The organism is Pseudomonas sp. URIL14HWK12:I5, assembly GCF_900176445.1.
Taxonomy (GTDB): domain Bacteria; phylum Pseudomonadota; class Gammaproteobacteria; order Pseudomonadales; family Pseudomonadaceae; genus Aquipseudomonas; species Aquipseudomonas monteilii.
The window spans coordinates 111,576-131,614 of the sequence record NZ_FWXQ01000004.1; the positions used below are offsets into that span (position 1 = coordinate 111,576).

At 63.4% G+C, this 20,039-nt stretch carries 21 protein-coding genes; 3 read left to right on the plus strand and 18 right to left on the minus strand.

Going from position 1 to position 20,039, the window contains the following annotated elements; genetic code table 11:
- Positions 1 to 74 precede the first annotated feature (74 nt).
- Genes B9A31_RS10935 through ccmA form a run of 10 tightly spaced genes read right to left on the minus strand, consistent with a single transcriptional unit; the run spans position 75 to position 7,416 of the window.
- Entirely contained in the window at positions 75 to 491 is a 417-nt protein-coding gene (locus B9A31_RS10935) for a hypothetical protein (protein WP_019096395.1), read from the minus strand.
- A gap of 12 nt (positions 492 to 503) precedes the next feature.
- Positions 504 to 1,697 carry a c-type cytochrome biogenesis protein CcmI gene (ccmI, locus tag B9A31_RS10940; protein ID WP_025753821.1) on the minus strand — a complete coding sequence of 398 codons (1,194 nt, stop codon included), beginning with the start codon at positions 1,695 to 1,697 and terminating at the stop codon, positions 504 to 506.
- Entirely contained in the window at positions 1,690 to 2,166 is a 477-nt protein-coding gene (locus B9A31_RS10945) for a cytochrome c-type biogenesis protein (protein WP_025753822.1), read from the minus strand. The genes ccmI and B9A31_RS10945 overlap by 8 nt, the downstream gene beginning before the upstream one ends.
- Positions 2,163 to 2,699, minus strand: a complete 537-nt coding sequence (locus B9A31_RS10950; protein WP_025753823.1) for a DsbE family thiol:disulfide interchange protein — start codon at positions 2,697 to 2,699, stop codon at positions 2,163 to 2,165. The genes B9A31_RS10945 and B9A31_RS10950 overlap by 4 nt, the downstream gene beginning before the upstream one ends.
- A complete protein-coding gene (locus B9A31_RS10955; protein WP_084296994.1) occupies positions 2,696 to 4,684 on the minus strand; it encodes a heme lyase CcmF/NrfE family subunit in 1,989 nt (662 codons plus the stop codon). The genes B9A31_RS10950 and B9A31_RS10955 overlap by 4 nt, the downstream gene beginning before the upstream one ends.
- The gene (ccmE, locus tag B9A31_RS10960) at positions 4,681 to 5,136 is read right to left on the minus strand and encodes a cytochrome c maturation protein CcmE (protein WP_019096399.1); all 456 of its coding nucleotides are present in this window, start codon (positions 5,134 to 5,136) and stop codon (positions 4,681 to 4,683) included. The genes B9A31_RS10955 and ccmE overlap by 4 nt, the downstream gene beginning before the upstream one ends.
- Entirely contained in the window at positions 5,133 to 5,309 is a 177-nt protein-coding gene (gene ccmD, locus B9A31_RS10965; protein ID WP_012273475.1) for a heme exporter protein CcmD, read from the minus strand. Before ccmD ends, ccmE begins: the two co-directional genes overlap by 4 nt.
- Positions 5,306 to 6,073, minus strand: a complete 768-nt coding sequence (locus tag B9A31_RS10970) for a heme ABC transporter permease (protein WP_025753824.1) — start codon at positions 6,071 to 6,073, stop codon at positions 5,306 to 5,308. Before B9A31_RS10970 ends, ccmD begins: the two co-directional genes overlap by 4 nt.
- 45 nt (positions 6,074 to 6,118) lie before the next feature.
- Positions 6,119 to 6,796 (minus strand): heme exporter protein CcmB, encoded by a 678-nt coding sequence (gene ccmB, locus B9A31_RS10975; protein WP_016711760.1) that lies wholly within the window; start codon positions 6,794 to 6,796, stop codon positions 6,119 to 6,121.
- Positions 6,784 to 7,416: a cytochrome c biogenesis heme-transporting ATPase CcmA gene (gene ccmA, locus B9A31_RS10980; RefSeq protein WP_012273478.1), complete on the minus strand. Its 633-nt coding sequence runs from the start codon at positions 7,414 to 7,416 to the stop codon at positions 6,784 to 6,786. Before ccmA ends, ccmB begins: the two co-directional genes overlap by 13 nt.
- A gap of 163 nt (positions 7,417 to 7,579) precedes the next feature.
- Here ccmA and B9A31_RS10985 point away from each other — a divergent pair, with 163 nt between their 5' ends.
- The 3 genes from B9A31_RS10985 to B9A31_RS10995 all read left to right on the plus strand — a co-directional run bounded on the left by B9A31_RS10985 (position 7,580) and on the right by B9A31_RS10995 (position 12,306).
- Positions 7,580 to 9,136 carry a flagellar hook-length control protein FliK gene (locus B9A31_RS10985; protein ID WP_019096401.1) on the plus strand — a complete coding sequence of 519 codons (1,557 nt, stop codon included), beginning with the start codon at positions 7,580 to 7,582 and terminating at the stop codon, positions 9,134 to 9,136.
- Positions 9,133 to 9,471 carry an EscU/YscU/HrcU family type III secretion system export apparatus switch protein gene (locus B9A31_RS10990; RefSeq protein WP_019096402.1) on the plus strand — a complete coding sequence of 113 codons (339 nt, stop codon included), beginning with the start codon at positions 9,133 to 9,135 and terminating at the stop codon, positions 9,469 to 9,471. The genes B9A31_RS10985 and B9A31_RS10990 overlap by 4 nt, the downstream gene beginning before the upstream one ends.
- A gap of 81 nt (positions 9,472 to 9,552) precedes the next feature.
- Complete coding sequence (locus B9A31_RS10995) at positions 9,553 to 12,306, plus strand: dermonecrotic toxin domain-containing protein (protein ID WP_019096403.1); 2,754 nt, start codon at positions 9,553 to 9,555, stop codon at positions 12,304 to 12,306.
- Between the two features lie 45 nt (positions 12,307 to 12,351).
- Here B9A31_RS10995 and B9A31_RS11000 read toward each other — a convergent pair whose 3' ends face one another.
- The 8 genes from B9A31_RS11000 to B9A31_RS11035 form a co-directional block, all read right to left on the minus strand.
- Positions 12,352 to 12,747, minus strand: a complete 396-nt coding sequence (locus B9A31_RS11000; RefSeq protein ID WP_019096404.1) for a DUF2802 domain-containing protein — start codon at positions 12,745 to 12,747, stop codon at positions 12,352 to 12,354.
- A gap of 1 nt (position 12,748) precedes the next feature.
- The gene (locus tag B9A31_RS11005) at positions 12,749 to 13,228 is read right to left on the minus strand and encodes a chemotaxis protein CheW (RefSeq protein ID WP_003254393.1); all 480 of its coding nucleotides are present in this window, start codon (positions 13,226 to 13,228) and stop codon (positions 12,749 to 12,751) included.
- A gap of 40 nt (positions 13,229 to 13,268) precedes the next feature.
- Entirely contained in the window at positions 13,269 to 14,162 is an 894-nt protein-coding gene (locus B9A31_RS11010) for a CheW domain-containing protein (protein WP_016711767.1), read from the minus strand.
- Complete coding sequence (locus B9A31_RS11015) at positions 14,162 to 14,950, minus strand: ParA family protein (RefSeq protein ID WP_016711768.1); 789 nt, start codon at positions 14,948 to 14,950, stop codon at positions 14,162 to 14,164. Before B9A31_RS11015 ends, B9A31_RS11010 begins: the two co-directional genes overlap by 1 nt.
- A gap of 77 nt (positions 14,951 to 15,027) precedes the next feature.
- Positions 15,028 to 15,885 carry a flagellar motor protein MotD gene (gene motD, locus B9A31_RS11020; RefSeq protein ID WP_019096405.1) on the minus strand — a complete coding sequence of 286 codons (858 nt, stop codon included), beginning with the start codon at positions 15,883 to 15,885 and terminating at the stop codon, positions 15,028 to 15,030.
- 3 nt (positions 15,886 to 15,888) lie between these two features.
- Positions 15,889 to 16,629: a flagellar motor protein gene (locus B9A31_RS11025; protein WP_016711770.1), complete on the minus strand. Its 741-nt coding sequence runs from the start codon at positions 16,627 to 16,629 to the stop codon at positions 15,889 to 15,891.
- Positions 16,629 to 17,765, minus strand: a complete 1,137-nt coding sequence (locus tag B9A31_RS11030; RefSeq protein WP_025753827.1) for a protein-glutamate methylesterase/protein-glutamine glutaminase — start codon at positions 17,763 to 17,765, stop codon at positions 16,629 to 16,631. Before B9A31_RS11030 ends, B9A31_RS11025 begins: the two co-directional genes overlap by 1 nt.
- A gap of 46 nt (positions 17,766 to 17,811) precedes the next feature.
- Positions 17,812 to 20,037 carry a chemotaxis protein CheA gene (locus B9A31_RS11035; protein WP_027609442.1) on the minus strand — a complete coding sequence of 742 codons (2,226 nt, stop codon included), beginning with the start codon at positions 20,035 to 20,037 and terminating at the stop codon, positions 17,812 to 17,814.
- Positions 20,038 to 20,039 lie beyond the last annotated feature (2 nt).

The window sequence follows — 20,039 nt, forward strand, 5'->3', positions numbered from 1 at the left end:
GATCTATCGCGCGCTTAGAAGCAAAAGCCACGGCAACGGCAACGGCAACGGCAACGGCAACTTCGAGGTTGGTGTTACTGGGCGAATGCGCGACCTAACCCGCCTGGAACACCACTGCTATCCGTTTCTTGCCAAGGACCATTCGGGCTCAGCGACCAGCTCCAGCCGTTGTTGAACCGGTAATAAGTACGCTGCCGGTAGAAGGTATTGGGCTGTTTCTCCAATACATAAACACCCAGCTTCGGGTCCCAATGGCTGGCCCCGCCAGGCGGTGGCGCAAAGCTGGCCGAGGTACGCGGCATCGGTTTGGGAATCGCCGCCGGCTTGCTCGGTTGGGTCGATGGCTGCCCGCCCGGCAACGGCTTGACCACCGGTCCCTGTGGCGGCACGCGTTCAATCGGGGGTTCAGGCTGCTCATACGGCTGATGCACCGTACACGCAGACAAACCCAGGGCCAGGGTAATCAGGGTCAGGCGGACGGTGCTGTGCATGGCATTGCTCTCTTACTGGTCGGGGCTGTCGATGGTCAGGCGCTGGGTAGCCTGGGTGGCGCTGGGCAGTGGCGTACCCTGGCCAATCCATTCGCCGTGGGTAGGCTGGCCAGCGCGCGATACACGTGCAACCAGTTGGACTTCGGCAAATTGCGACAGTTTCATCTGCGGCATCATCGCGTCAGCATCAGACAACTCCACCTCGATCGGCAACTGCGCCACCGTCACCCGCTTGGCCGCCAGCGGCATGGGCGGGCCATTGCTGGCGCGGGCAAAGATGAACACGGTGTCGTCCGGCTTGACCTTGTCCTTCAGCGCCGCCGCCAGCTCCACCCGCACTTTCAGGCGAGCCGCCGCAGGTGCGGGTGAAGCTTCTGCCACAGCCCCCCCCAGGCGCTCGACAGCGCGGTCGATACCGCCCTGCAGGGCGTCACGCGATGCGTCACCTTCCGGCAGCTGCGCCAGCAGGCGCTTCCAGTAGTCGATGGCTTCCTGGTAACGCTCACCTTCGAAGGCAGCAATGCCGCGCAGGCCCAGGCTGGTCACTTCGTTGGGGTCGGCTTTCAAGGCTTCGTCAGTCAGCGCCTGCAACTGCGGGCTCCACTGTTTGTCAGCAGCAAAATACAGGGCCTGAGCCCATTGTCCCAGCAGCTCGGGCTGGCGGCCGGCCAGGGCCACGGCCCGCTCGAAGGTGCGCGCCGCATCAGCCGGGCGTTGCTCGGCCATGTAGGCGCGGCCCAGGAAGTACATGGCCTCGGCCGAATCCGGCTGGGCCTGCACCACGCGCTCCAGACGCGTGGTCATTTCTTCCATCGACTTGGGCGCCTCGGCGAATTCCTGGGTCAGGGCCACCTTGTCGGCCGCACCAAAATGCAGGTACAGCCCAAGCGCCATCAGCGGTACCAGCACAGCCGCCAGCAGCGGCAGGGCCTTGCCCAAGTGGCCCTGGCGCGGTGCCTCGGCGCCTTCGGTATCGGCCAGCAATTCGCGCGCAGCCTCGTCACGGCCCTTGGTCATCTGCACCTCATCAAGCACGCCAGCCGCCTGCTGGGCGGCCAGTTCGGCAACACGCTCCTGGTACAGGGCCACGTTCAGGGCGGTGCGGTCTTCTTCCTGCTGACGACGACGGCCACGCAGGATAGGGATCAGCAAAAAGCTGAGGGCAGCGAGCAGCAGCAGGCCCGCGCTAAGCCAGAATTCAATCATGGGTCTGTTCTTTTTCCAGCAGTTTGGCGAGACGCTCGCGTTCTTCGGCAGACAATTCATTGCCGCTCTGCACAGCCGTACTGCGGCGCCGGCGCACGATCACCGCCAACACCACGAAACCGCCGGCCAGCAAAATCCCCGGGCCGAACCACAGCAGCCAGGTGCGCCCGCTGAGCGCCGGCTTATAGCGCACGAAGTCGCCATAGCGGTCGACCATGAAGTCGACGATCTGCTGGTTGCTCTTACCCTCGCCGAGCATGCGGAAGATTTCCCGGCGCAGGTCGGCGGCAATCGGCGCATTGGAATCGGCGATGTCCTGGTTCTGGCACTTGGGGCAGCGCAGCTCCTTGGTCAGTTGCTGGTAGCGCTCGCGCTCGGCCTCGTCGCGGAACTGGTAGGTGTCGATGGCCGCCTTGGCCACGCCGGCCAGGCTCATGCCCAGCACGACAGCCGCCAGCCAACGCCTCATGGTTTGGCCTCATCGACCAGGCCCTGGTAAAGCGGGGCCAGCTGTTCGCGCCACACCGTGGCATCGACAATGCCCACGTGTTTGTAGCGAATGATGCCTTTGGCGTCGATCAGGAAGGTTTCCGGCGCGCCGTACACGCCCAGGTCCACGCCCAGGCTGCCCTGCTCGTCGCGGATATCCAGCTGATAAGGGTTGTGGAACTCAGCCAGCCATTTTTGCGCGGCGGCATTGTCGTCCTTGTAGTTGACCCCGTGAATCACCACGCCCTGCTGTGCCAGCTGGTTAAGGTAGGGGTGCTCGACCTTGCACGACGGGCACCAGGTGGCCCACACGTTGACCAGCGCCGGGCGGCCCTGCAAGTCGGCCTGGGTCAGGGTACGGTCGCCCTGGGTCGAGGCCAGCGAAAACGCCGGGAACGGTTTGCCGATCATTGCCGAGGGCAGCTCGTCGGGCTTGAGGAACAGCCCTTTGTAGAGGAACACCGCCACCAGCAGGAACACTGCCAGGGGGACTACCATGATCCAACGCTTCATGCAGCTGCTCCAGACACGCCCAGGGCATCACGCACCCGGGTCTTGACCTTGACGCGGTAACGCCGGTCGAGGGCCGCCAGCAACCCACCCAGGCCAGTCAGCAGACCGCCCAGCCAGATCCAGCGAACGTAAGGTTTGATATGTACGCGCACGGCCCACGCGCCGTTCTCCAGCGGCTCGCCCAGGGCGACGTACAGGTCGCGGGTAAAGCCTGCATCGATGCCGGCTTCGGTCATCATCGATTGCTGCACGGTGTACAGGCGCTTCTCCGGGTGCAGGGTGGTGATTTCACGGCCATCACGGCTGACCACCACGGTGCCCTTGTCAGAGATGAAGTTCGGCCCTTCGAAGTGCTTGGCGCCCTGGAACAGGAAGTGGTAACCGCCCAGCTCGACGCTTTCGCCCGGGGCCATGCGCAGGTCGCGTTCGGCGCTGTTGTTGCTCGACAGCACCACGCCCAACGCACACACCGCCAGGCCCAGGTGGGCCAGCTGCATGCCCCAGTAGCTGCGGCCCAGGCCGGGCAGGCCCTTGAGCAGGCCTTTGTGGCGGGTCTTGTCGAGAATGTCGCGCAGCCCGCCGAGCACTACCCAGGCGGCCAGGGCAAAGGCGGTCAGGGTCGGCCAGTCGAAGTCGTCGACGATAAAGCCGGCCACCGGGGCCAGGATGGCGCTGCCGATCAGCACCGGGGTCATCATGCTGGCCAGCCATTTGCCGGGGGTGTCCTTCCAGCGCACCACCACGCCCACGCTCAGCACCACCATCAACAGCGCCATCAGCGGCAGGAACAAGGCATCGAAGTACGGCGGGCCGACCGACAGCTTGGCCCCGGTCAGGGCATCGAGCACCAGCGGGTACAAGGTGCCCAGCAGAATCATCGACGCGGCCACCACCAGCACCAGGTTGTTGGCCAGCAGCAGCGTTTCGCGCGACCACAGGGCGAAGCCGACCTGGCTCTTGACCACCGGGGCACGCAGGGCGAACAGGGTGAGCGAACCACCGACCACGAACAGCAGGAAGATCAGGATGAAAATGCCCCGCGACGGGTCGGCGGCAAAGGCGTGCACCGAAGTCAGCACACCGGAACGCACCAGGAAGGTCCCCAACAGGCTCAGCGAGAACGCGGCAATGGCCAGCAGCACGGTCCAGCTCTTGAATACACCGCGTTTTTCGGTCACTGCCAGCGAGTGGATCAGCGCGGTGCCTACCAGCCAGGGCATGAACGAGGCGTTTTCCACCGGGTCCCAGAACCACCAGCCACCCCAGCCCAGCTCATAGTAGGCCCACCACGAGCCCAGGGTGATGCCCACGCCAAGGAAGGCCCAGGCAACGATGGTCCAAGGCCGTGACCAGCGCGCCCAGGCAGCGTCCAGGCGGCCGCCGAGCAAGGCAGCGATGGCGAAGGCGAAAGCCACCGAGAAGCCCACGTAACCCATGTACAGCATCGGCGGGTGAACGATCAGGCCAAAGTCCTGCAGCAGCGGGTTGAGATCACGGCCATCGGTCGGCACCTGCGGCAGCAGGCGCTGGAACGGGTTGGACGTAATGATCAGGAAGCTCAGAAAGCCCACGCTGATCATGCCCATCACCGCCAGCACGCGGGCCAGCATTACCTGCGGCAACTGGCGCGAGAACACCGAAACGGCAAAGGTCCAGCCGCCGAGAATCAGCGCCCACAGCAGCAAGGAACCTTCGTGGGCGCCCCATACAGCGCTGAACTTGTAGTACCAGGGCAAGGCGCTGTTGGAGTTGCTGGCTACGTAGGCAACCGAGAAATTGTCGGTCATGAAGGCATGGGTCAAACACGCGAAGGCAAACGCCAGGAAGGCGAACTGCCCCCACGCCGCCGGCCGCGCCAGGCTCATCCACAGGCTGTCGCCACGCCAGGCGCCGAGCAGCGGCACACTGGCCTGTACGGCGGCAAAGCAGGTGGCCAGGATCATCGCCAGCTGGCCCAGTTCGGGGATTACCAGCGCCGCGTTCATGGCTTGGCCTCCCCGCCCGTGGCGGCTTGGCCGCTTTCCTTCAGGGCCTTGGTGACCTCGGGCGGCATGTACTTCTCATCGTGCTTGGCCAGCACTTCGTCGGCCACCACCACACCGTCGGCGTTGAGCTTGCCCAGGGCGACAATGCCCTGCCCTTCGCGGAACAGGTCGGGCAGGATGCCACGGTAGGTGATCGGTACCGACTTGTTGAAGTCGGTGACCACGAAGCGCACATCCAGCGAGTCGGACGAACGCTGCACCGAGCCTTTCTCGACCATGCCGCCTGCGCGGATGCGGGTGTCCAGCGGTGCTTCGCCATTGGCGATCTGGGTGGGGGTGTAGAACAGGTTGATGTTCTGCTGCAGTGCGCTCAAGGCAAAGCCGACGGCAACCCCGACGCCGACCAGCAGGCCGACGATGAGCAACAGGCGTTTCTTGCGCTGCGGATTCACTGGTTGTTCTCCCGGCGCAAACGGCGCGCCTCTTCTTGCAGGTAGCGACGGCGGGCCAGCAGCGGCGCAGCAACGTTCAGCGCCAGCACGGCCAGGCAGATGCCATAGGCCGACCACACGTACAGGCCATGGTGGCCCATGGCGAGAAAGTCACCAAAGGTGGCAAAGCTCATTGTGCGGCCCTCCGCCCCAGGCTGTTCAACACTTCGTCCTTGACCCAACTGGCGCGCGCCTCGCGCTTTAGCACTTCAAGGCGCATGCGCAACAGCAGCACGGCACCGAAGAAGCAGTAGAAACCCAGCGCCGTGCACAGCAACGGCAGCCACATTTCGGCGGGCATCGCCGGTTTTTCGGTAAGGGTGAAGGTGGCGCCTTGGTGCAGGGTGTTCCACCACTCCACCGAATACTTGATGATCGGGATGTTAACCACGCCGACAATCGCCAGCACCGCGCAGGCCTTGGCCGCACTGTCACGATTACTGATCGCCTGGCCCAACGCAATAATGCCGAAGTACAGGAACAGCAGGATAAGCATGGACGTAAGGCGGGCATCCCACACCCACCAGCTGCCCCAGGTCGGCTTGCCCCAGATGGCGCCAGTGACCAGCGCCACGGCAGTCATCCAGGCGCCGATCGGCGCGGCGCATTGCAAGGCGACATCGGCGATTTTCATTTTCCACACCAGCCCCACCACCCCGGCCACCGCCAGCAGCACGTAGCAGGACTGGGCCAGCATTGCCGCCGGCACATGGATGTAGATGATGCGGAAGCTGTTGCCCTGCTGGTAGTCCTGTGGGGCGAAGGCCAGGCCCCAGGTGATGCCGAGCAGCAGCAGGAGCACGGCAGCACCGGCCAGCCATGGCAGCATGCGGCCGCTGATGGCATAGAACCATTTGGGGGAGCCCAGCTTGTGGAACCACGTCCAGCTTATTTTCATCAGGTACATCCAGGGTATTGGCCGGGCTTGAAAGCCCGGGACTCGTTATTCGCCAACGCTGATCTTCAGGCCGGCCGCTATCGCAAAGGGTGCCAGGGTCACGGCCAGGGCCGTGAGGCTGGCAAGCCAGAGCAGGTGGCCGGTTGCCGGCATATTTTGCAACGCCGCTTGCAACGCACCACTGCCCAGGATCAATACAGGGATATACAACGGCAGAATCAGCAACGCCAGTAACAAACCACCGCGCTTGAGGCCAACCGTCAGCGCCGCGCCCACCGCACCCAGCAGGCTCAGTACCGGCGTACCCAGCAGCAGCGAGCCAAGCAGCACCGGCAGGCAATGGCTCGGCAGCCCCAGCATCAGCGCCAGCAGCGGCGCCAACAATACCAGCGCCAGCCCGGAAAAGATCCAGTGCGCCAGCACCTTGGCCAGCACCAGCAGCGCCAGTGGGTGCGGCGACAACACCCATTGCTCCAGCGAGCCGTCCTCGAAATCACTGCGGAACAGGCCGTCCAGCGACAACAGCACCGCCAGCAATGCCGCCACCCAGACCAGCCCAGGCGACAAGGTTTGCAACAATTGGCTTTCCGGGCCGACCGCCAACGGGAACAACGCCACGACGATGGCGAAGAACACCAGCGGGTTGGCCAGCTCGGCCGGACGGCGGAACAGCAGGCGCGCTTCGCGGCGCAACAACAAGACGAATACGCTCATGCCGCCCATTGCCCCAGGTTCAGCTCACGGTAACCGGAGGGTTTGCGTTCCAGCGTGTGGTGGGTGGTCAGCACCACCGTACCGCCCTGTTCGCAATGGGCCGCCAGGTGTGCTTCCAGCTGTGCCACGCCTTGCTTGTCCAGGGCCGTGAACGGCTCGTCAAGAATCCATAACGGCGGGCAGGCCAGGTGCAACCGGGCCAAGGCCACGCGCCGCTGCTGGCCGGCTGACAGGGTATGGCAGGGTACGTCTTCGAAACCCCGCAGGCCGACGGCCTCCAACGCTGCCCAGATCGCCTCGCGGCTGGCCGGCTGGTGCAAGGCGCACAGCCAGGTGAGGTTCTCTTCAGCGGTGAGCAGGTCCTTGATGCCGGCAGCGTGGCCGATCCACAACAGGATGCTGGCCAAGGCATGGCGCTGCTCGGCCAATGGCTTACCGCCCAGCAGGATCTGCCCGGCCGTCGGCTGCATCAGCCCGGCCAGCAGACGCAGCAAGCTGGTCTTGCCGCTACCGTTGGGGCCGCTGATCTGCAGCATGTCGCCGGCACCCAGCTCGAAATCGAGCTGCTCGAACAGCAGGCGCCAGTCGCGCTCGCAGGCCAGGCCTGCGGCTTGGAGGTGAAGGGTCACGGTTTCGCCTTATCTTTGTAGGGCTTCAGTGCGGCGTCGCCTGAAGCCCTGTGTCTCAAGTCGCCCCCAGCGCTGCCGTTATAATGGCAACCACGGGCGCTCGGCATTATTACATGCGCCGCCGCGCTGCCAAGAGGCCGGGTTCGACAGGTTGTATACAATCATGACTGAAATCAATAGTCTCGCTGCACAAACCGCAGTCAATACCCAAGCCATGAAGGCGGGCATGACCGGCGAACTGCTGCGCCTGACGCAACCGCAGCCTGGCTTGATGGCCCCTGGCGAGACCGCACAGGCAGAAGTGGTTGCGATGCGGCAGGTGGGCAGCGACTTTCAGCTGGTGCTTCGGCTGATGCAGGCCAACGGCCTTCAGACCCAACTGCAAGCCAGCACCAGCCAGCCCCTGCCCCAAGGCAGCCAGGTCACCGTCAGCCAGACCGAAAGCAATCATCTGGCGATCATGCTGCAGCAGGCCAGCGCCAGCCAGCTCGCCACCCTCACCCGCCTGGACACCAGCAAGGTCCCCGTCGGCACCCTGCTGCAAGGCAAGGTCATGACCAACCAGCTACTGCCCCAGGCCGCTGGCCAGCCTGCGGCCTACCGGGCACTGATCAGCCTGCTCAACAGCGCCCAGGCCGGCGCCACGCTGACGGTGGACAGCCCCCGCCCACTGGCTATCGGCAGCCTGCTCAGTGCGCTGGTGCAGGGTGACCAGTCACTGCGTTTCGTGCCACTTAGCGGCAGGCAGGACCAACTCAACATCGCCCAGCAGTTGCTAACCCAGCAGAACCGCCAAGCGTCGTTGCCTGGCCTGCTCAACGCCCTGCAACAGATGACCCGGGACCCTGGCATCGATGGCGACCTGCGCGCCAGCGCCGAACGCCTGTTGGTCAGCCTGCCAGATGCCCGCCAGCTGGGCGATGCGAAAGCGGTTGCCCAGGCCTTGAACAACAGTGGCGCTTTCCTTGAAGCGAAACTGCTGGGTGGCTTTCCTGCCAGCGTCGCCACCGATCTGAAGGCGCATTTGCTGCGGCTGGTCGCCCAGGCCTCGATCTCACCGGCCGGCGCTGCCAACCTTGCGCCGGCCAGCCTGGCCGTGACCATGCCGGCGCTGGCCCGCAGTGCACTGGGCATGCTCGAACGGGTCAGCCCCAGGCCGCAGCCGGGCGCGTTCCCGCTGCCTTCGCGCCTGCTCAAGGCCCTGGAAGACGAAGGCGACGTGCAACAACTGCTGCGCCTTGCCGCTGCGGCAATTTCCCGCCTGCAAAGCCATGCAATGAGCAGCCTGCAACAGACCGGAACGCTGGAAAACGGCAACCTGCAGACCACCTGGCAAACCGAAGTGCCGATCCGCCACGGCCAGGAATTTATCCCGTTGCAGGTCAAACTGCAGCGCGAAGAAACCCCGCAGCAGCAAGCCGATCGCCAGCATGAAGCACAAGACCCGCTGCAAGCCCTGTGGCGCATCGAGCTGGCCTTCGACCTGTCTCCACTCGGCCCACTACAGGTACAGGCGCAACTGAGCCAAGGCCGCCTGAGCGGGCAGCTGTGGGCAGAGCGTGAGCAAACCGCCAGGCTGATCGACACCCAGCTCGGCGCCCTGCGCGAGCGCCTGCTGGCACGTGGCCTGGACGTCGGCGACCTGGAGTGCCACCCTGGCACACCGCCACAAGGCCCGCGCACGCGGGTAGAACAACGTTGGGTGGATGAAAACGCATGAGCCAGAAGCACACACGCCAGGCCATTGCCCTGAGCTACGACGGCCAGCAGGCCCCCACCCTCAGTGCCAAGGGCGACGATGCGCTGGCCGAAGCCATCCTGGCCCTGGCCCGTGAACACGAGGTGCCAATCTACGAGAATGCCGAGCTGGTGCGCCTGCTGGCGCGCCTGGAGCTGGGCGAGCAGATCCCGGAGGCTTTGTACCTGACCATCGCCGAAATCATCGCGTTCGCCTGGCAACTGCGCGGTAAAGTCCCGTACGGCTTCGATGATTCACCGACAGACGAACGTGACGTGACAGAGGTGCTTGCGCGCCTGACTGGCCCGCCAGGCTGAGCCTCAGGGCCAGCACTATTTACCACTCCCCTGCCGAGCAGTCGGTCAATGCTGTGGTTTTCCCACCCCACGGAGACCCACATGCCCACCACGCACATCAATGCTGCTGGCGTGCAATTCGTACGCAACCACCTCGCCACCCTTCCCCGACCCGACCGCGAGGCCAAGCGGGCAATTGCTGCCTGGCTTGCCACCCAAGGGGTACACCAGGACCCAGACCTGATCGATGTCGTCACGCTGCATGTTCACCCTGAAGGCATCGCCAGTTACCAGGCCAAAGTCGTACAGCGCGTCAGCCTCACCCAAGCAGTGCTGATGAACTGGCAAGGCCAATCCAGCAACGACTTCTTCGGCGGGCTGTTCAGGCAACCCTGGGCCGGCACGTTGCCGGGCGATGGCCCGATCACGCTGGTCGACCACTTTCCCCCACAGCCCATTTACGACAACGGCGCCTGGTACGAGGTGTTCAATGGCCTGTTCAGGCGTACCACACCCGCCCGCTACGATCACTCCACGCTGCTCGACATCCGAGCCGAAACCTTGCAACACCATATCGAGGCAATAGACTTCCACACAGAATACAGGGCTTCACTCGACACCTACTGGCACGAACACCTGTCAACCTATCGACAGTGCTGCAAGCTCAACTTCATCGCGGCCTGCAACAAACAGGTCGCGCAAGGCAGGCTGAGCGACGCCGCACGCAAGCTGGCCTGGCGGGCAGCCGAGCTGATCCCGCGCGGCGAAGGTTTACGCCTGAGCACGCTGAGCATCTACGGCTATACCGCCACCGACCTGCTGTACATCAACGACACCAAGACCGACCTGACCCTGCTCTACGCGCCGGGCAACAGTTCGCCACTGCTGGAGTTCGCCAGCGAAAACCTGCTGAAAGACTGGGTTGGCAAAACGTGCAAGGACGCCGCCGGGCGCCAGGCACTCAAGCAACACTTCCGCTTGGCCGACGGCCCACAGGGAATAGACTTCAGTGGCCTGGATACAGCACTGGAAGGCTTGGGCGTTTACCCGCGCAGCCATCGCCTGCCACCGGAGCATGGCTTTTTCAACGACGACGGTACATGGCCGCCACGCAAGTACGTCAACTATCGCCCAGGCAAGTACAACCCACGTATTACCGGCGATCTGTTCCAGGCCATGGCCGAGCGTCAGCGCCAACGCTGTTACGACGATGCCGATTTCCTCATTACCAGCAATGCGCAAATAACAAAATCCAGATGGGCCAGCTACCTGAACAGCACCCTCACCCTTGTGGCGCCGCTAACATTCGTGGTGCCGGGCCTGGCCCCGCTGCTTGCGCTGGGCGGTATAGCGCAGCTTGCGCTTGGCCTTGACCAGGCCATCAACGGGAAAACCCTGAGCGAAAAACAGCAAGGGCTGGGCGATATCGCTTATGGCCTTTTGAATGCAACCCCCTTGGCCGCTGAGGCCATGATCAAAAGCACTGCGCTGTTTCGCTATCAGGAAGACGGCTTCGTTCTCCCGCGCAAAATCAATGATCAATGGGGATACCCCCTGAGTCCCGTAAGTCCGCCCCATTTGCCGGAGGTGGAAGTAGCCCCCTATTTTCACCGCCCGGCGCGCATAGCGCCCCTGGCGGACGCTGATGCCGTCGTGGCCAACTCGGTAAGGCGCTTTCCTCGGTACAACGGCGATGTGGACCAACTGATCGGCTACTACGAAGCAGTGCCCGACTATGCAGAAGTGCTCGACCTGGTCTACGACATGGAAGCCGATCTGTTCATCACCGAGGAAGGTGCCAATGAGGTAGAACCGGTTTACTACGAAGCCGAGCCCGGAACCGGTAACTTGCGCATCGTCAACCCTGAAGGGCGCCACGTAACAGACCAGATGCGCATGTCGTCCCTGCGAGCGCTGGGTATCGATGTGCAGCTTCCCGTACATTTACCAGTGTCCGTCCCGCCAGGTGCTCACCCGATCCCCAAGCTGATTTCATCGCTTTGGGTCGGCAATAAAACGCTCAGCGACGAGCTGCTTGGCACACTGGCTGCCAACGCACTAAAACTACGCGACAGTGCGTATCGATATCGGCTATTCCTGTCAAAAGCAAACCCCGAGGTCTTTGCGCAAAACCTGCGCATGCTAGAGGCAAGAGTGCCCGGTATGCAGGTATTAACACTGGAAGACCAGCCTTTCTTCACCGCTTTCGAACAAAGCCAGTACTTTGCCCAGTACCAAGCAGCAATCGATGGCAATGGCGGTGTAGCCACCAACTTCTCCTCAGCATCGGATGTATTGCGCTACCCGATGCTGCATGCTGAAGGCGGGTTGTATATGGATGTCGATGACCAACTGCTGGGTGCGGCTGCGAGTGCCGCTCATCACACTGCGGCTATCGATACCGTAGAATTGGTCGCCACCGATGACGGGCTGCTGTTACACCCACCCATGCAAAACGAGAAGCTGGGCATGAACACGCAGTTCAACACCAGCATGATCGGCAGCCACGCCGGCAACCCGACACTGCTGGCCATTTCCGAAGAAATGCATGCCCGCTATCTGGCCAATGCGGATTTCTACCAGGTACGTCCCACGCTGGCAGATGACCCTGCTGGCTTCTATCGCTACGCCAACCGGCTCAGCGAGCTGACCGGCCCGGGAATGTTCAATGCCGTGGTAGACCGGGTGCTGCCAGACCTCTACTGCCTGCGGCAGGTTCACAACCTGTACATGATGCCGCGCATCAACAGCTTCCTCTACGTTGACCTGGACGCTTTCAAGACGCTACAGCACCAGCGCCTGCCACTGTCCCGCGTGGCCAGAGTGGGTGGCATGCATTCCTGGGCAACTACCTGAAGCAGCACCTGAAAGAAAGGCGACATCATGGTCGCCTTTGTGCTTTCACCCGCTGCGGTGCAGTTTGCTCATCAGCTCCGCCTCGGCCTGGGTCAGGCCGCAGCTCTCGGTCAACTCCGCCACGCTTGCCCCCATGCCCACCAGCTTGGCGGCCTGAGAGAAGGTGACGTTGTTGGGGTCACGCTGTTCCAGCTGCTGAATCTTGTCGGGCAGTGGCGCCATCGCCACGCTCAGCTCGTGCAACGCCTCGCCCATGCGCACGGTACCGTTCTGGTAGTCGTCCAGGCGTTTGGCCAGGTCCTTGATGCGCTGGTCACGCAGCGCATCGCCTTCGGCCTGCTGCGAAGCCAGCTCGCGCTGGCGCTTGCTGTAGTTAAGGAAGAACCACAGGCTCAGCGCCCACAACAGCGCCAGGAAGATGACAGCACCCTGTAGGATCAACTCAGATATTCTCCAGCTCGGACCACTCTTCCTCGGTCATCATCTTGTCCAGCTCGACCAGAATCAGCAATTCGCCATTCTTGTTGCAGACGCCCTGAATGAACTTGGCCGACTCTTCGTTACCCACGTTTGGCGCGGTCTCGATTTCGGACTGGCGCAGGTACACCACCTCCGCCACGCTGTCGACCAGAATGCCGACCACTTGCTTGTCGGCCTCGATGATGACGATGCGGGTATTGTCAGTGACTTCGGTCGGCATCAGGCCAAAACGCTGGCGGGTGTCGATCACCGTCACCACGTTGCCGCGCAGGTTGATGATGCCCAGCACGTAGCTTGGCGCACCCGGCACCGGGGCGATCTCGGTGTAGCGCAACACTTCCTGTACCTGCATCACGTTGATGCCGTAGGACTCGTTGTCCAGACGGAAGGTAACCCACTGCAGGATCGGATCTTCGGAACCTTGTGCAGACGACTTTTTCATTCCCCTAGCCCTCAAAATCCGCCATTGGCGGTGTGTTCGGTCATTTTTGTTTAGCGTGCATCTGCTTGACCGCGCCGCTGGCGATCAGCTCGGCCAACGCGGCGACATCAAGCAGTGCACACATGTGTTCGATTACGGTGCCGGCCAGCCACGGGCGCTGGCCGCGCTGGCTGCGCCATTTGATTTCGGACGGGTCCAAACGCAACGAGCGGCTAACCTGGTGCACGGCCAACCCCCATTCGTAGCCCTGCACGGAAATCACGTAATTCAGGCCTTGGCGAAAATCATCGCGATAACGGTCGGGCATCACCCAACGCGCAGTGTCCAGCACCTTCAGGTTACCCGCCTGGCAGGTCAGGATGCCGAGAAACCAGTCGGGCTGGCCGAACAGCGGCGTCAACTCCTGGCCGGCCAGGTTGTAGATCGAGCCCAGGCACACCAACGGCACCGCCAGGGTCAGGCCAGCCACGTCGAACAGCAGGCATTCGAACGGCTCGGCGGCCCACACCGGACGGCCGTCGACGCTGGCTGGCGGCACCGGCAGGTCCGGTGCCGGCAAGTGCACATCCACCAGCGGAACCGCCAGCTCCACGGTCTGCTCTTCAACCAGTACCGGAATACTGGCCTCGGCGACTACCGCTTGTTCGACCACCGTCACCACAGGCGCTTCCACCGGCATGACGGCAGGCAGCACCGCCAGCTTTGGCTCGGCAAAAGGCCGCGGCGGGAAGCTTGCGGCAGTTTCGGCCGGCGCCGGCACGGTCGGTTGCCGGGCATCACGCGCCTGTTCCTCACGCACCGCTTCGGCGAAATCGTCCGTTACAACCGGCGGCTCGAACAGGCCTTCGGCCTCGGTAGCCTCCTGAAGCAGGCCATCGAGGTACGACTGCAAGGCCAACTGCGGGCGGGTGCCGGTTTTCTGTATCTGGGTCATCAGGCCACCTGCGCCGCAGTCTTGTAGGTCAACAGGTGTTTGAGCAGCGCCCGGTAGGCAACCAGCCCACGGCTCTTGCTGTCGAACTGCGAGGGCGTGACACCCTTGCGGCTGGCGTCACGCAGGCGCGTATCCACCGGGATGTAGCCTTGCCACACCTGCTGGCCGTAACTGTCACGCAACTGCTTGAGCGTGCCCAGCGAGGCCTGGGTACGGCGGTCGAACAGGGTTGGCACGATCTGATACGGCAGCGCCTGCTTGCGCGAGCGGTTGACCATGGCCAAGGTGCCGACCATGCGTTCCAGGCCCTTGACCGCGAGAAACTCGGTTTGCACCGGGATCACCAGCTGCTGGCTGGCGGCCAGGGCATTGACCATCAGCACGCCGAGCAAGGGTGGGCTGTCGATCAGGGCAAAGTCGAAATCCTGCCATAGCTGCGCCAGACTCTTGGCGATTACCAGACCCAGGCCGTTCTGCCCCGGCGACTGGCGCTCCAGCACGGCCAGCGCGGTGCTCGACGGCAACAGCGAGATGCGCTCGTCACTGGTGGGCAGCAGCAATTGCCCAGGCAAGCCCTCGGGTACCGCACCCTTGTGCAGGAACAGGTCGTAGCAGCTGTGCTCCAGAGCATCGGGGTTGTGCCCGAAATAGCTGGTCATCGAACCGTGCGGGTCGAGGTCGACGACGACCACGCGCTTGCCGGCCTCTGCCAGCAGGCCGGCCAGGGCGATGGTCGTGGTGGTCTTGCCGACGCCACCTTTTTGATTGGCTACTGCCCAGACTCTCATCGTGCGTTGCTTCCTCCCGGTATGGCCGCCTGCCCTGCCGGGAACGGTGTGAAATTCAGTGACGGAGAATTGACGAGTTACTGCCCCGCCACCGTTGCTGGCGTTGCAGGTGCACTTTGTGTGCCAGCGCGCCGTAGTGCAGCATCCGGCGTGGCATTGGCACTGCCCGAGCCAGTCAGGCTACGGCGCACTTCAAGGTTGCGCGATATCACCAGCACCACACGGCGGTTGCGCGCGCGGCCGTCGGCGGTGTCGTTGCTGGCCACCGGCTGGTACTCGCCATAGCCCACCGACGCCATGCGCGCCGGATTCACCCCTTCCATCGCCAGCAGGCGCACGATGCTCGCCGCCCGTGCCGACGACAGCTCCCAGTTGGTCGGGTACTGCGCGGTGCGGATTGGCAGGTTGTCGGTAAAGCCCTCGACGTGCACCGGGTTGGCGAACGGCTTGAGAATGTTGGCCACCTTTTCGATGATGGCAAACGCCTTGTCACTGGGCATGGCATCGCCGCTGCCGAACAGCAGCGACGAGTTCAGCTCGATCTCGATCCACAGCTCGTTGCCGCGCACGGTCATCTGATTGCTGTTGATCAGGTCGCCAAAGGCATCCCGTACATCCTCGCTGATGGTTTTCAGCGGGTCGACGTTGGTTGCCGCCAGGCCCGCCTCGGTCTGCTCGCTGTCCTTCACCAGCGGCTCTGCCGGGCGCACGCTCAACGGCTGCTCATCGCCGATGGGGATCGGCTTCATGCTGCGCTCAGGGTCATTGAAGACCCCGAGCAAAGCCTGGGAAATGACCTTGTACTTGCCCTCGTTGATCGAGGAAATCGAGTACATCACCACGAAAAAGGCGAACAGCAAGGTGATGAAGTCGGCATACGACACCAGCCAGCGTTCGTGGTTTTCGTGTTCCTCGGTATGACGGCGGCGACGCATGAGTTACTCCATGAAGCCTTGCAGCTTCAGCTCGATCGAGCGCGGGTTCTCACCCTCGGCAATCGACAGCAGACCTTCGAGCAGCATTTCGCGGTAGCGCGACTGGCGCATGACAATGGCCTTGAGCTTGTTGGCGACCGGCAGCAAGATCAGGTTGGCACTGGCCACACCGTAGATCGTGGCGACAAAGGCCACGGCAATACCATTGCCCAACTGCGACGGGTCGGCCAGGTTGCCCATGACGTGGATCAGGCCCATTACCGCACCAATGATGCCGATGGTCGGCGCATAGCCGCCCATGCTTTCGAACACCTTGGCGGCCTGGATATCACGGCTTTCCTGGGTCAAAAAGTCGACTTCAAGGATGCTGCGGATGGCTTCCGGCTCGGCGCCGTCCACCAGCAGTTGCAGGCCCTTGCGCGCATACGGGTCGGGCTCGCTGTCGGCCACCCCTTCCAGGCCCAGCAGGCCTTCCTTGCGTGCGGTCAGGCTCCAGTTCACCACGCGGTCAATGCCACCCGCCAGGTCGACCCGTGGCGGGAACAGGATCCAGCGCAAAATCTGCAAGGCACGCTTGAACGATGAAAGCGGCGACTGCAACAAAGCGGCCGCCAGGGTACCACCCAGCACAATCAGCCCCGCCGGGCCATTGATCAGGGCACCGACATGGCCGCCTTCGAGGAAGTTGCCACCGACGATGGCGACAAAGGCGAGGATCAGGCCGATCAGGCTGAGGACGTCCATCAGACGCAGGCCTCCACCAAGTGTTTGCCGATTTCGTCCAGGCTGTACACCGCGTCGGCCAGGTTGGCCTTGACGATGGCCATGGGCATGCCATAGATCACGCAGCTGGCTTCATCCTGGGCCCACACCGTGCTGCCGCCCTGCTTGAGCAGGCGTGCACCTTCACGGCCATCGGCGCCCATGCCGGTGAGCACCACCGACAGCACTTTGTCGCCATACGACTTGGCCGCCGAACCGAAGGTGATGTCCACGCATGGCTTGTAGTTCAAGCGCTCGTCACCAGGCAGGATCTTCACCGTACCACGGCCATCGATCATCATCTGCTTGCCACCAGGGGCCAGCAGGGCCAGGCCCGGACGCAGCATGTCGCCGTCCTCGGCCTCCTTGACGCTGATGCGGCACAGTTTGTCGAGGCGTTCGGCAAAGGCCTTGGTGAACGCCGCCGGCATGTGCTGGATCAGCACGATCGGCGCCGGGAAATTGGCCGGCAACTGGGTCAGCACCCGCTGCAGGGCCACCGGGCCACCCGTGGAGGTGCCGATGGCGACCAGTTTGTATGGCTTGCGCTTGGGGGCAGGCGAATGCGATGCCGCCGGGCCAGGGGCCGGGGCCGCCGCTCGGGCAGGCGCCGCAGCGCGGGCTGGCGTCGGGCTGGCAAAGCTGCTTGTCGGCACAGGGCTGCTGGCCGGCGTAGGCACAGCGACCGGCGCGGTGCGGGCATAGCTGCCCAGGCGACGGTTGCTGCGCGAGATGGTGTGCACCTTCTCGCACAGCATCTGCTTGACCTTTTCGGGGTTACGCGAGATGTCTTCGAAGTTTTTCGGCAGGTAATCCACCGCCCCGGCATCCAGGGCATCGAGGGTGACGCGGGCGCCTTCGTGGGTCAGCGAGGAGAACATCAACACTGGCGTCGGGCAGCGCTGCATGATGTGCCGCACTGCGGTAATGCCATCCATCATGGGCATTTCGTAGTCCATGGTGATGACATCGGGCTTGAGCGCCAGCGCCTGGTCGATTGCTTCCTTGCCGTTGGTCGCGGTACCCACTACCTGGATCGTCGGATCCGCCGAGAGGATTTCCGAGACGCGGCGGCGGAAGAAACCGGAATCATCCACCACCAGGACCTTGACTGCCATAAACACTCCATTAGGCGGCGCAGCCCGCCAGGGTGCGCCACCGAAATCAAATACGCCGCGCGGCGTAACGCTTGAGCATGCTCGGGACGTCGAGAATCAACGCAATGCGCCCGTCACCGGTGATGGTGGCCCCGGACATGCCCGGGGTGCCCTGCAGCATCTTGCCCAGCGGCTTGATGACCACTTCTTCCTGGCCAACCAGTTGATCGACGACAAACCCGATGCGCTGGGTGCCGACCGACAGGATCACCACATGGCCCTCGTGCTGCTCTTCGTGCACCTGGCCCTGGACCAGCCAGCGCTTGAGGTAGAACAGCGGCAGCGCCTTGTCACGCACAATCACCACTTCCTGGCCGTCGACCACATTGGTGCGCGACAGGTCGAGGTGGAAGATCTCGTTGACGTTGACCAGCGGGAAGGCGAACGCCTGGTTGCCCAGCATCACCATCAGGGTGGGCATGATCGCCAGGGTCAGTGGTACCTTGATGACGATCTTCGAGCCCTGGCCCTTGGCCGAGTAGATGTTGATCGAACCGTTGAGCTGGGAGATCTTGGTCTTCACCACGTCCATGCCCACGCCACGCCCGGACACGTCGGAAATCTCGGTCTTGGTCGAGAACCCTGGCGCGAAGATCAGGTTGTAGCAGTCCGACTCGCTCAAGCGCTCGGCGGCATCCTTGTCCATCAGGCCCTTTTCCACGGCCTTGGCACGCAGGATGTTAGGGTCCATGCCCTTGCCGTCGTCAGAAATCGACAGCAGGATGTGGTCGCCTTCCTGCTCGGCAGACAGCACCACGCGGCCCGTACGCGCCTTGCCAGACGCTTCACGCTCATCAGGCATCTCGACACCATGGTCGACAGCGTTGCGCACCAGGTGCACCAACGGGTCGGCCAGGGCCTCAACCAGGTTCTTGTCCAGGTCGGTCTCTTCGCCGACCAGCTCCAGGTTGATCTCTTTTTTCAGCTGGCGGGCCAGGTCGCGCACCAGCCGCGGGAAGCGGCCAAACACTTTCTTGATCGGCTGCATGCGGGTTTTCATCACCGCCGTCTGCAGGTCGGCAGTGACCACATCGAGGTTGGACACGGCCTTTGACATGGCCTCGTCGCCGCTGTTCAGGCCCAGGCGCACCAGGCGGTTACGCACCAGCACCAGTTCGCCGACCATGTTCATGATCTCGTCCAGGCGCGCAGTGTCCACACGCACGGTGGTTTCCGCTTCGCTGACAGCATGCTTGTCGGCGGCCGGGGCCGGCGCACGGGGTGCCGCTGCTGGCTTGCTGGCCGGCGCTGCAGCGGCAGGCTTGGCAACCGGCTGGCTGTCGGCCTTGGCTGCGGCAGGTGCTTGCACCTTGGCTGCAGCAGGCGCTTCGACTGCGGCAACTTCACCGCCGAACTTGCCCTTGCCATGCAGCTGGTCCAGCAACGCCTCGAACTCATGTTCGCTGATTTCGTCGCTGGTCGCTGCGGGGTTGCCCTCCACGGCGGGCGCCTTGGCGGCTGGCAATGCATCAGCCTGGAAGGTGCCCTTGCCATGCAACTGGTCGAGCAGCGATTCAAACTCGGCGTCGGTGATTTCATCACTGAGCGGTTCGGCAGACGCGGCTACCGGCGCGGCTGCCACCTCGGTGCTGAATTGGCCTTTGCCGTGCAACTGATCAAGCAGCGACTCGAACTCGGCATCGGTGATTTCGTCACCCTCGCCGCTGATGGTCTCGCCCTGCATCTGCTCGTCGGCCGCCGCTTGCGCCTTGACCGCATCGAGCGAGTCGAGCAACTGTTCAAACTCGCTGTCGGTGATGTCCTGGTCCTCGACCGGGGCTGCGGCGGGCGCCTCGGCAACCGGCTCGGGCACAGCAGCAGACGGCGCAGCCACTTCGGTGCCACCGGGCTCGGCCAGGCGTGACAACGCCGCCAGCAGCTCGGGGGTGGCCGGGGTCACTTCGGCGCGCTCGCGCACCTGGCCAAACATGCTGTTGACCGTATCCAGTGCCTCGAGCACCACGTCCATCAGTTCCGCATCGACCCGGCGCTCACCCTTGCGCAGGACGTCGAACACGTTCTCGGCAATATGGCAGCACTCCACCAGCTCGTTCAGCTGAAGGAAGCCGGCGCCCCCTTTAACAGTGTGGAAACCGCGAAAGATCGCATTGAGCAGGTCGGCATCGTCGGGCCGGCTTTCCAGCTCGACCAGTTGCTCGGACAGTTGCTCAAGAATTTCGCCGGCTTCTACCAGGAAATCCTGGAGGATTTCTTCATCGGCGCCGAAGCTCATCA

Excerpts from the sequence above, each read along its gene's own strand:
- ccmI (WP_025753821.1), bottom strand. The coding sequence starts at position 1,697 with ATGATTGAATTCTGGCTTAGCGCGGGCCTGCTGCTGCTCGCTGCCCTC.
- B9A31_RS11035 (WP_027609442.1), bottom strand. The coding sequence starts at position 20,037 with ATGAGCTTCGGCGCCGATGAAGAAATCCTCCAGGATTTCCTGGTAGAA.
- B9A31_RS10945 (WP_025753822.1), bottom strand. The coding sequence starts at position 2,166 with ATGAGGCGTTGGCTGGCGGCTGTCGTGCTGGGCATGAGCCTGGCCGGC.
- B9A31_RS10970 (WP_025753824.1), bottom strand. The coding sequence starts at position 6,073 with ATGAAAATAAGCTGGACGTGGTTCCACAAGCTGGGCTCCCCCAAATGG.
- B9A31_RS11030 (WP_025753827.1), bottom strand. The coding sequence starts at position 17,765 with ATGGCAGTCAAGGTCCTGGTGGTGGATGATTCCGGTTTCTTCCGCCGC.
- B9A31_RS10955 (WP_084296994.1), bottom strand. The coding sequence starts at position 4,684 with ATGAACGCGGCGCTGGTAATCCCCGAACTGGGCCAGCTGGCGATGATC.
- B9A31_RS10950 (WP_025753823.1), bottom strand. The coding sequence starts at position 2,699 with ATGAAGCGTTGGATCATGGTAGTCCCCCTGGCAGTGTTCCTGCTGGTG.
- B9A31_RS10935 (WP_019096395.1), bottom strand. The coding sequence starts at position 491 with ATGCACAGCACCGTCCGCCTGACCCTGATTACCCTGGCCCTGGGTTTG.
- ccmB (WP_016711760.1), bottom strand. The coding sequence starts at position 6,796 with ATGGGCGGCATGAGCGTATTCGTCTTGTTGTTGCGCCGCGAAGCGCGC.
- B9A31_RS10995 (WP_019096403.1), top strand. The coding sequence starts at position 9,553 with ATGCCCACCACGCACATCAATGCTGCTGGCGTGCAATTCGTACGCAAC.
- motD (WP_019096405.1), bottom strand. The coding sequence starts at position 15,885 with ATGCGTCGCCGCCGTCATACCGAGGAACACGAAAACCACGAACGCTGG.
- B9A31_RS11025 (WP_016711770.1), bottom strand. The coding sequence starts at position 16,629 with ATGGACGTCCTCAGCCTGATCGGCCTGATCCTCGCCTTTGTCGCCATC.
- B9A31_RS11015 (WP_016711768.1), bottom strand. The coding sequence starts at position 14,950 with ATGAGAGTCTGGGCAGTAGCCAATCAAAAAGGTGGCGTCGGCAAGACC.
- B9A31_RS10990 (WP_019096402.1), top strand. The coding sequence starts at position 9,133 with ATGAGCCAGAAGCACACACGCCAGGCCATTGCCCTGAGCTACGACGGC.
- ccmD (WP_012273475.1), bottom strand. The coding sequence starts at position 5,309 with ATGAGCTTTGCCACCTTTGGTGACTTTCTCGCCATGGGCCACCATGGC.
- B9A31_RS11005 (WP_003254393.1), bottom strand. The coding sequence starts at position 13,228 with ATGAAAAAGTCGTCTGCACAAGGTTCCGAAGATCCGATCCTGCAGTGG.
- B9A31_RS11010 (WP_016711767.1), bottom strand. The coding sequence starts at position 14,162 with ATGACCCAGATACAGAAAACCGGCACCCGCCCGCAGTTGGCCTTGCAG.
- B9A31_RS10985 (WP_019096401.1), top strand. The coding sequence starts at position 7,580 with ATGACTGAAATCAATAGTCTCGCTGCACAAACCGCAGTCAATACCCAA.